The sequence below is a fragment of the Mycobacterium sp. genome (genome assembly GCF_046091765.1).
Lineage (GTDB): Bacteria > Actinomycetota > Actinomycetes > Mycobacteriales > Mycobacteriaceae > Mycobacterium.
This window is the reverse complement of the sequence record NZ_JBJTCF010000012.1, coordinates 20,863-28,955: the sequence shown is the minus strand read 5'-3', so window position 1 is coordinate 28,955 and position 8,093 is coordinate 20,863. Positions and strand designations below refer to the sequence as shown.

Genomic DNA, 8,093 nt, shown 5'->3' with positions numbered 1-8,093 from the left:
ACCTCGGCGACGGCGACCTCCAGTACGTAGTCGGCGTCCGCCGCCCCGCCCTTCACGTCGGCGTTGAGTACGGCCACCAGCTGGATCGCGGTCGCCACCGTCCTCGTCGACCACCGCCGCGACTGCCGCTGCGCCTTCTGGACCCGCCACGGCGGCATGCCGAGCTCGGCGGCCAGCCGGTAGGGGTCTCCGGAGCGCGGGCCCACCCGGGCGATGGTGTGCACCGCTTCGGCCAGGGCGTCGGCCACCAGCACGGGGGGCACGCCGCGCGAGATCGCCCAGCGCAGCGCCTCGGCCGACCCGGGCTCGTCACCCGCCACGGCCCTGTCGGCGATCTCGAAGCCCGACACCTCCGCCTTGCCGCTGTGGTAGCGGCGCACCGCGGCGACGTCGACCTCGCCGCCGGTGTCTGCCGCGAGCTGCGAGCAGGCCGAGGCCAGTTCGCGGATGTCCGAGCCGACGGCGTCCAGCAACGCCGCGACCGTGTCGTCGTCGACCCGGACCTGCAGCGCGCGGAACTCCGAGCGCACGAAGTCGGCCCGCTCCGAGGCTTTGGTGATCCGTGCGCAGGCGTGCACCTGGGCGTTGAGTTCACGAAGCTGGCCGGCGAGCGCCTTGGCCCGGCCACCCCCGGTGTGCACCACGACCAGGACGGTGCCCGGCGGCAGGTCGGCGGCCGCGGCGGCGATCAGCGCGGCGGCGTCCCGCCCGGCCTCCGCGGCCGACTCCAGAACGATCAGCCGCTCATCGGCGAACAGCGACGGGCTGAGTAGCTCCGCCAGGTCGGCGGTCGACACCTCGCCGGCTCTCATCCGGTCAACCGGGACGTCGACGGTGCCGGCGGCGGCCCGCACCTCGCGCAGGATCTCGCCGATCGCGCGCTCGACGAGCAGCTCCTCCTCGCCGAGGATCAGGTGCAGGCTCACCGGGTGATCGTGTCACGCCACCCCGACGGGGACGATTCCAGAGCAGCACCGCGGCCGCGGCGGCAGCGCCGACGGTCACCAGACCCAGCCATCCCGACGGCACCGGCACCGCCGCGCCGGGGATCGCCGCGGCGAATTCGGCGACGGTGAGCAGCCACCACAGTTCCGGCCCGGTCAGCCGGATCAGCAGGCCGGCGACAGCGGGCGACAGCGGACACAGCGCCGCCGCCGCGGTTCCGAGCACCGTGATGGGCGGGATCACCGGCGCGACCGCGAGGTTGGCGGCCAGGCCGACCAGGCTCAGCTGTCCCGAGACCGCCGCGACCAGGGGGGCGGTCACCAGTTGCGCCGCCGCCGCGACGCAGACGGCGTCGGCGACGGGTTTGGGCCACCCGCGCGCCGTCAATCTCGCCGACCAGAGCGGTGCCGCGACGACCAGGGCCGCGGTGGCCAGCACCGAGAGCGCGAATCCGATATCGACGGCCAGCTCGGGGGCCAGGACCATCAGCAGGATCACGGTCGCGGACAACGCCGGCACGGCGTGACGGCGCCGGTCGGTCAGCACGGCGAGCAGGGTGATCGCGCCCATCACCGCGGCGCGAAGGACACTGGCGGTGGGCTGCACGACGATCACGAAGAGCACCAGCGTCACCCCGGCCAGCCCCACCGCCGCGCGGGGTCCGATCAGCGCGGCCGAGAGCAGCACGGCGCCGCACACGATGGCCACGTTCGCGCCGGACACCGCGGTGAGGTGAGTCAGCCCGGCGGTGCGGAACGATCGGGTCGTGGTGGCCGACAGCGCCGCGGTGTCGCCGAGCACCAGGGCCGGCAGCATCGCCGCCTGATCAGCCGGAAGGGACTCCGCCGCCGCGGCGGCGAACCGGAGGCGGACCGCCTGCGCCGCGCGCTGCAGATCCGAGGCCCGGCCGGCCACCGGCCGACCGGCAGCGCTGAGGACCGCCACGGTCAGATCCTTGCGGGCCGGCGCGGACACCCGGGCCCGGAACCGAACGGGTTGACCCGCGCTCAGTTCGGCGAAGCCGACGGCCGGCGCGAACACCACCACCCGCCCGCCGCCCCCGCCGCCGGCTCGGAGGTCGGCGCGGAACATCAGCCGCCCCCCGCGCGCCGGGCGCGGGGACTCCACGGGAATGACGGTGACCCACACCGTCGCGCCGAGATGCTCCGTGAGCGGATGATCACCGACCGCGTCGCTGCGCAGCCCGGCCGCGAGCCCGAACCCGGCGGCGACGACCGCCACCGACAGCAATCCGGCCTCGGCGCGGCGCAGCGGCCGAAGCGCCCGGCACCGCACCCGGCGTGCCACCACCCAGCCGGTCGCCGTGAGTGCGCTGACCGCGGACGTCGCCGTCCCCACCGGCCAGGTGACCGCGGCGGCGGTCACCGCCCACGCGGTCAGCGCCGCCGGGACCAGCCGCAGATCCAGCCGCCGGCCCGCCGGTCCGGCGATCAGACCCGTACCAGCCCGCGCAGTTTCTCCAAGCGGGCCGGGCCGATTCCGTCGACCTCGGCGAGCTGGTCGACGGTGGTGAAGCCGCCGTTTGCGGCCCGCCAGCTGAGGATCGCCGCCGCGGTGACCGGTCCCACCCCGGGCAGGGCGTCGAGCTGCTCGGCGGTGGCCGTGTTGAGATCGACCGGCGCCGCGGGCGCAGCCGGTGGGGAGGTGGCCGTCGCCGGCGGCGCGGGCGGGCCACCGGTGACCGAGCTGCCCAGGGCGGCCGGCCGCCCGGCCGGGGTGGCGATGCCGACGACGATCTGCTCGCCGTCGGCCACCCGGCGGGCGAGGTTCAGCCCCAGGGTGTCCGCGCCGCCCAGCGGCCCGCCCGCCGCGGCGACCGCGTCGGCCACCCGCGCGCTCGGGGTCAGGGTGACCAGGCCGGGTTGGTGCACCAGCCCGACAACGCTGACGACCGGGTTGGGGCCGGGCGCGGCATCAGCCGGGTGCGGCGGCGTTGAGGATGCCGCGGCGGTGGGCGGCTGCACCGGCGGCAGGTTGGCCGAGGAGACCGGGTCGGCACGTCCGCGGGCAAGGGTGAACAGGGTCACCGCGATTGCGACGGCGGCGACCACCGCCAGCGCGATGGCGCCGGCCCGTCCGGGGTCGGCGCGGACGGCGTCCACCCAGGCTCTCCCCCGCGCGGGCTGTCCGTCGGGCACCCAGTCGGGAGAGTGGTCTTCCTCGCCGCAGTCGTCGGCGTCGGGGGTCTCGGAGTCGGGCTGCTGGTGCGCCGCCAGGCGGCGGTGCAGATTCGCCAGTGGAGTGTCGTTGGGCATGACCCGACGGTAGGTGCGGGGACCGAGCCGTCAGGCCGTCCCCGGTGGCTCCGGCATGCTGCCTGTGGACGAAATCGGGACTGGGGATCCACCGGTGTCCATACTGCAGTTACTGTCCGGCGCCAATCCCGAGGAGATTCCCGATGACCGCGACGTCAGCGCCACCCCTGCGGGTGATCCAATGGACGACCGGCAACATCGGTCGGCGTTCGTTGCACGCCATCCTCGGGCGCCCCGACATGGAGCTGGTGGGCGTTTACGCCCATGGCGCCGACAAGGTCGGGGTAGACGCGGCCGAGCTGGCGGGCTGGCCCGAACCCACCGGCATCACCGCCACCGACGACATTGACGCGCTGCTGGCGACCAAGCCGGACGCCTGCTGCTACAACCCGCTGTGGCCCAGCATCGACGAGCTCGAACGGCTGCTGGCGGCCGGGGTTAACGTCTGCACGTCGGCCGCCTGGATCACCGGGGGCAAACAGACACCCGAGGATCTCGATCGGATCCGGAAAGCCTGTGCGCAGGGCAATTCCACGATCTTCGGCAGCGGCGCGCACCCGGGGATGACCAATATGGTCGCCATGGTGCTCTCCGGCGCCTGCGAGCGCGTCGACGAGATCCGCATCACCGAGTCGGTGGACTGCTCAACCTATGAGTCCGCCGCCACCCAGACCGCGATGGGCTTCTCCTGCGACCCCGACACCCCCGGCCTGGCTGAAAGTGTGCGCCGCGAAAGCGAGGTGTTCGCCGAGTCGGCGGCGATGATGGCCGACGCGATCGGGGCGGAGCTGGACAGGATGACCTTTGATGTCACCTTCACCACCGCCACCGGCGACTCCGACCTTGGCTTCATGACCATCCCGGAGGGCACGGTGGGCGGGGTGATGGGCCACCACCGGGGCTGGGTGGGCGAGCGCAACGTGGTGAGCGTCGGCTTCAACTGGATCATGGGCTGCCACGTGACACCGCCCAAGCCACTGGAGCACGGCCACGTCATCCAGGTGTTCGGCGTGCCGAACATGCGCACCGTGCTGCACTGCCTGCCGCCGCGGAACTGGACCGAGCCGGGATTCATGGGTCTGGGCATGATCTACACCGCGATGCCGGTGACCAACGCCGTGCCGGCGGTGGTCGCCGCCGAACCGGGCATCGTCACGCTCAAGGATCTGCCGCCGGTCACCGGCCGGTTCGGGTGACTTCCGGCGGATGGAGATCGAGCGCCGAACATTCATCGTCGGAATCGGCGGCGTGGCGTTTGCCTCGCCCTTGATCGCGGCATGCGCGAAAGATACCGAGAAGAACACGACCGACGGCGCCGCAGCATCTGCGCCCAAGGCGATGATCCCCGAGCCACCGAAGGGTGAACCGGGAAGCCTGCTCTCCCGGGAGTCCGTCGACACCGGCATCAAGGGCGCACGCGCGTGGCGCGTCCGCTACATCTCCCGCGATGTCAACGGCGTCGCTCACGAGGCCAGCGGGCTGGTGATCGCCCCGAAGGACCGCGGCGACAACCGGCCGATCCTCACCTGGTGCCACGGCACCACCGGACTCGGCGACGCCGCCTGCCCGTCGGCGCAACCTGACCCGGCCCGCGAACTCATCACCTACTTCACACCTGAGGCGACCCAGCAGGTCGACTACGGCGTGCCGGGACTGCAGGGCTGGATCGATGACGGCTGGGTGGTCTGCGCCACCGACTACCAGGGGCTGGGGACACCCGGGATACACCAGTACACCGTCAACATCACCAACGCCCGCGATGCGGTCTACCTGGCGCGCGCAGCGCGCAATCTCGACGCCGGAGCCGGCATGACGCTGGGGTGCGCCGGATGGTCGCAGGGCGGCGGTGCGGCGGCCGCGGTGGCCGAACTGGACCCGGCCGACTACGGGGACCTGAAACTCATCGGCACGGTGCCGATGTCCCCCGGCGTCGGCAGCATCGCCTTGGAGAACCCAGCATCGGTCACCGCGGCACTGACCAACCCCGCCATTCCTCCGGACTCGCACCTGGTGATGGTGCTGGCTGGCACCTGGGCGGCGAATCCGGCGAAACTGCAGCTGTCGCAGGCGTTCACCCCGCTGGGCGTGGAGATCCTCGAGAAGGCCTGGAACAACCAGCCGGTGCATCACCTCAACGACACCCTCTTGCGCATGTTCAAGCTCAAGGGCGCGGTGCTCAATCCGAATCCGCCGAACTTCGGCGAGTGGAAGGATGCGATCATCGCCGGTTCGGCGGCCAACAAGAAACCGGTCGCGCCGGTGCTGGTCTGCATCGACACCTTCGACAACGGCACCGTGGTGCCGGTGAGTTGGCAGACCCTCTACGTCGAGGCCGCCCGTAAACTCGGCGGCACCGTCGAGACCCGCGACTACCCCAACGACGACCATTTCTCGCTGCCGCAGAGTTGTGCCGGTGACGCGCGCGCCTGGCTCAATACGCTGCGCGGCTGACACCGGCTTCGGCCAGTGCCTTGAGCATCAGGTCGGCAACCGCCTCGTGGGCGGCGAAGTTCCAGTGGATTCCGTCAGGGTTGGCCTGCCCGCCCAGGACGTGATCGGCGACGGCGGCTTTGAGGTCCACCAGCGGGATCCGGTGCCCGGCGGCCCACTCGGTGATCGCGTTGACGGTGCCGGGGCGGCCGTGGTGGGCGTGGCCGTAGGTGGGCGCGATGTGCACCGAGGGCAGGCAGGCGACCACCGGGATGCCGGGCCGGTTGAAGTCGATGGCACCGCGGGTCATTTCGAGATACTCGACGGTCAGTTTCGGCGGCAGCGCCGAGCGGGACACCGGTGACAGCCGCGGCTGAATCCACCCGTAGCCGTCGCGCAGCCAGCGGCGCAACAGGGCCGGACGGGCGTAGCGGATCAGTTCGCGCATCGCGGTGGGCAGCGGCGAGGGCAGCGAATCCATACCGCTGGTCGCGAAGATCACCGCGCCGGCCTTCGGCAGCGCCGCCCACGCCCGCGGGTCCTGGGTGGCCGCCCACCAGACGTCGCGGCAGGTCCACCCGATCCGGCCGATCAACTCACAGTCCCAATCAAGTTGCCTGGCAACGATGTTAGGCCAGATCCGGGGATCGTCCGCGGGTAGCCCGCCCTGCGGTCCGTAATAGGACAGCGAGTCGGCGAAGACGAGCAGGACGGGCCGCTCAGAGGACATCGTTGGCCACCTGAGCCGAGGCGTTCCACACGTCGAGCCGCCAGCGGATGGCGCCGAAGTCGGCGTCGGGCGTGCTGTGCCCGGACAGTTGCGCCCAGCTGGCGTTGCCCATGCCACCGAGTACGGGCCAGCTGTGCACCGGCAGGCCCATCAGCGCGGCGCTCAGCGCGGCGATCAGACCGCCATGGGCGACCAGCACCACCGGCCGGTCGCAGTCTTCGGCACCCCAGTCCGACTCTGCGGCGACCAGCTCGGCGACCAGCGGCATGCTGCGGTCGGCCACGTCGACGCGGCTCTCCCCGCCGTGCGGGGCCCAGGTCGCGTCGTCGCGCCACGCGCGCCGCGCGCCGGGGGCGGCCTCGTCCACCTGACGGTGGGTCAGGCCCTGCCAGTCCCCCAGGTGGGTCTCGCGCAGCCGGGCGTCCACCCGCACCGCCAGCCCGCCGCGCTCACCGAGCTCCTCCGCGGTGTCGCGGGCCCGGCGCAGGTCCGAGGAGACGACCAGCAGGGGTTGGCGCTTGGCCAGGACCTCGGCGGCCGAGACCGCCTGGGCCCGGCCGAGGTCGGTCAACTCGGTGTCGAGCTGACCCTGCATCCGGGTGTCGGCGTTGAACTCGGTCTGGCCGTGGCGCAGCATGACCAACCGCCGCACCCTCACCGGGGATCGCCTTCGGCCGCCTGCAGGTCGACGTCGATCAGCGGGCAGTCCCGCCAGAGCCGGTCGAGTGCGTAGAAGTCGCGCTCGTCGGTGTGCTGGATGTGCACGACGATGTCGATGTAGTCCAGCAGTACCCAGCGGCCCTCCCGGGCGCCCTCACGTCGGGCCGGCTTGTACCCGGCGAGCCGCATCTTCTCCTCGACTTCATCGACGATCGCCCCGACCTGGCGCTCGTTGGAGGCCGACGCGATGACGAAGCAGTCGGTGATCACCAGCTGGGCGGAGACGTCGATGACGACCACGTCGGAGGCGAGCTTGGCCGCGGCGGCACGCGCCGCGATCGTCGCCATGCGCACCGCCTCCGGGGACGCCGTCACGGATGTGCCTCCCCCGCGGCGGACGCGAGTTCCCGGTAGAGGCCCCGCTTGGCGACGTACTGCACCACCCCGTCGGGCACCAGGTACCAGATCGGCCGGGACTGCGCAGCCCGCGACCGGCAGTCGCTGGAGGAGATCGCCAGAGCCGGCACCTCGACGAGGGTCAGCGCGTCCTCGGGCAGCCGGTCGAAGGCGGCGAAGATGTGCTCACCGGTGAGTTCGTATCCGGGCCGGCTGACACCGACGAAGCGGGCCAGGGTGAACAGCTCGTCCACGTTCTGCCAGGACAGGATGGACGCCAGGGCGTCGGCGCCGGTGATGAAGTACAGGTCGCTGTCGGGGTGCAGCGCCTTCAGGTCGCGCAGCGTGTCGGAGGTGTAGGTGGGTCCGGCCCGATCGATGTCGACCCGGCTGACCGAGAACCGCGGGTTGGACGCGGTGGCGATCACGGTCATCAGATAGCGGTCCTCAGCGGCGGACACCCTGCGGCGGCCCTTCTGCCACGGCTGGCCGGTGGGCACGAAGACCACCTCGTCGAGACCGAAGAGATCGGCGACCTCGCTGGCCGCGACGAGGTGGCCGTTGTGGACGGGATCGAAGGTCCCGCCCATCACGCCGAGCCTGCGCCGAGATCGCATGGTCTGGCAGCTTACTGGTCGAGCGCGACCGGCTCAGCG

9 protein-coding genes are annotated in these 8,093 nt (G+C 72.1%); 2 read left to right on the top strand and 7 right to left on the bottom strand.

The genetic code is table 11. From position 1 onward, the window contains the following. From holA to ACKOB8_RS01260, 3 genes are all read right to left on the bottom strand, one after another. Positions 1-920 (bottom strand): DNA polymerase III subunit delta (gene holA / locus ACKOB8_RS01270; protein WP_526374822.1); only part of this gene is annotated, 920 nt, incomplete at its 3' end. Further along, positions 817-2,331 carry a ComEC/Rec2 family competence protein gene (locus tag ACKOB8_RS01265; protein WP_526374820.1) on the bottom strand — a complete coding sequence of 505 codons (1,515 nt, stop codon included), beginning with the start codon at positions 2,329-2,331 and terminating at the stop codon, positions 817-819. The genes ACKOB8_RS01265 and holA, both read right to left, overlap by 104 nt. A 65-nt stretch (positions 2,332-2,396) precedes the next feature. After that, positions 2,397-3,221, bottom strand: coding sequence for a ComEA family DNA-binding protein (locus ACKOB8_RS01260; RefSeq protein ID WP_526374818.1), 825 nt, complete (start codon positions 3,219-3,221; stop codon positions 2,397-2,399). A 143-nt stretch (positions 3,222-3,364) separates the two neighbouring features. On the opposite strand from ACKOB8_RS01260, the gene ACKOB8_RS01255 reads away from it, so the two are divergent. Together ACKOB8_RS01255 and ACKOB8_RS01250 are read left to right on the top strand one after the other, a co-directional pair. Further along, positions 3,365-4,417 carry an NAD(P)H-dependent amine dehydrogenase family protein gene (locus ACKOB8_RS01255; RefSeq protein ID WP_526374816.1) on the top strand — a complete coding sequence of 351 codons (1,053 nt, stop codon included), beginning with the start codon at positions 3,365-3,367 and terminating at the stop codon, positions 4,415-4,417. A 10-nt stretch (positions 4,418-4,427) separates the two neighbouring features. Further along, positions 4,428-5,672 carry a lipase family protein gene (locus tag ACKOB8_RS01250; protein ID WP_526374814.1) on the top strand — a complete coding sequence of 415 codons (1,245 nt, stop codon included), beginning with the start codon at positions 4,428-4,430 and terminating at the stop codon, positions 5,670-5,672. On the opposite strand, the gene octT is transcribed toward ACKOB8_RS01250, so the two are convergent. The 4 genes from octT to nadD are packed head-to-tail and all read right to left on the bottom strand — an operon-like array spanning position 5,653 to position 8,054. Next, complete coding sequence (octT, locus tag ACKOB8_RS01245) at positions 5,653-6,381, bottom strand: diglucosylglycerate octanoyltransferase (protein ID WP_526374812.1); 729 nt, start codon at positions 6,379-6,381, stop codon at positions 5,653-5,655. The genes ACKOB8_RS01250 and octT overlap by 20 nt on opposite strands. Continuing rightward, positions 6,371-7,039: a glucosyl-3-phosphoglycerate phosphatase gene (gpgP, locus tag ACKOB8_RS01240; RefSeq protein ID WP_526374810.1), complete on the bottom strand. Its 669-nt coding sequence runs from the start codon at positions 7,037-7,039 to the stop codon at positions 6,371-6,373. The genes octT and gpgP overlap by 11 nt, the downstream gene beginning before the upstream one ends. Then, complete coding sequence (rsfS, locus tag ACKOB8_RS01235; protein WP_526374808.1) at positions 7,036-7,416, bottom strand: ribosome silencing factor; 381 nt, start codon at positions 7,414-7,416, stop codon at positions 7,036-7,038. The genes gpgP and rsfS overlap by 4 nt, the downstream gene beginning before the upstream one ends. Further along, the gene (gene nadD / locus ACKOB8_RS01230; protein ID WP_526374806.1) at positions 7,413-8,054 is read right to left on the bottom strand and encodes a nicotinate-nucleotide adenylyltransferase; all 642 of its coding nucleotides are present in this window, start codon (positions 8,052-8,054) and stop codon (positions 7,413-7,415) included. Before nadD ends, rsfS begins: the two co-directional genes overlap by 4 nt. Positions 8,055-8,093 lie beyond the last annotated feature (39 nt).

Excerpts from the sequence above, each read along its gene's own strand:
- ACKOB8_RS01260 (WP_526374818.1), bottom strand. The coding sequence starts at position 3,221 with ATGCCCAACGACACTCCACTGGCGAATCTGCACCGCCGCCTGGCGGCG.
- ACKOB8_RS01255 (WP_526374816.1), top strand. The coding sequence starts at position 3,365 with ATGACCGCGACGTCAGCGCCACCCCTGCGGGTGATCCAATGGACGACC.
- ACKOB8_RS01250 (WP_526374814.1), top strand. The coding sequence starts at position 4,428 with ATGGAGATCGAGCGCCGAACATTCATCGTCGGAATCGGCGGCGTGGCG.
- octT (WP_526374812.1), bottom strand. The coding sequence starts at position 6,381 with ATGTCCTCTGAGCGGCCCGTCCTGCTCGTCTTCGCCGACTCGCTGTCC.
- nadD (WP_526374806.1), bottom strand. The coding sequence starts at position 8,054 with ATGCGATCTCGGCGCAGGCTCGGCGTGATGGGCGGGACCTTCGATCCC.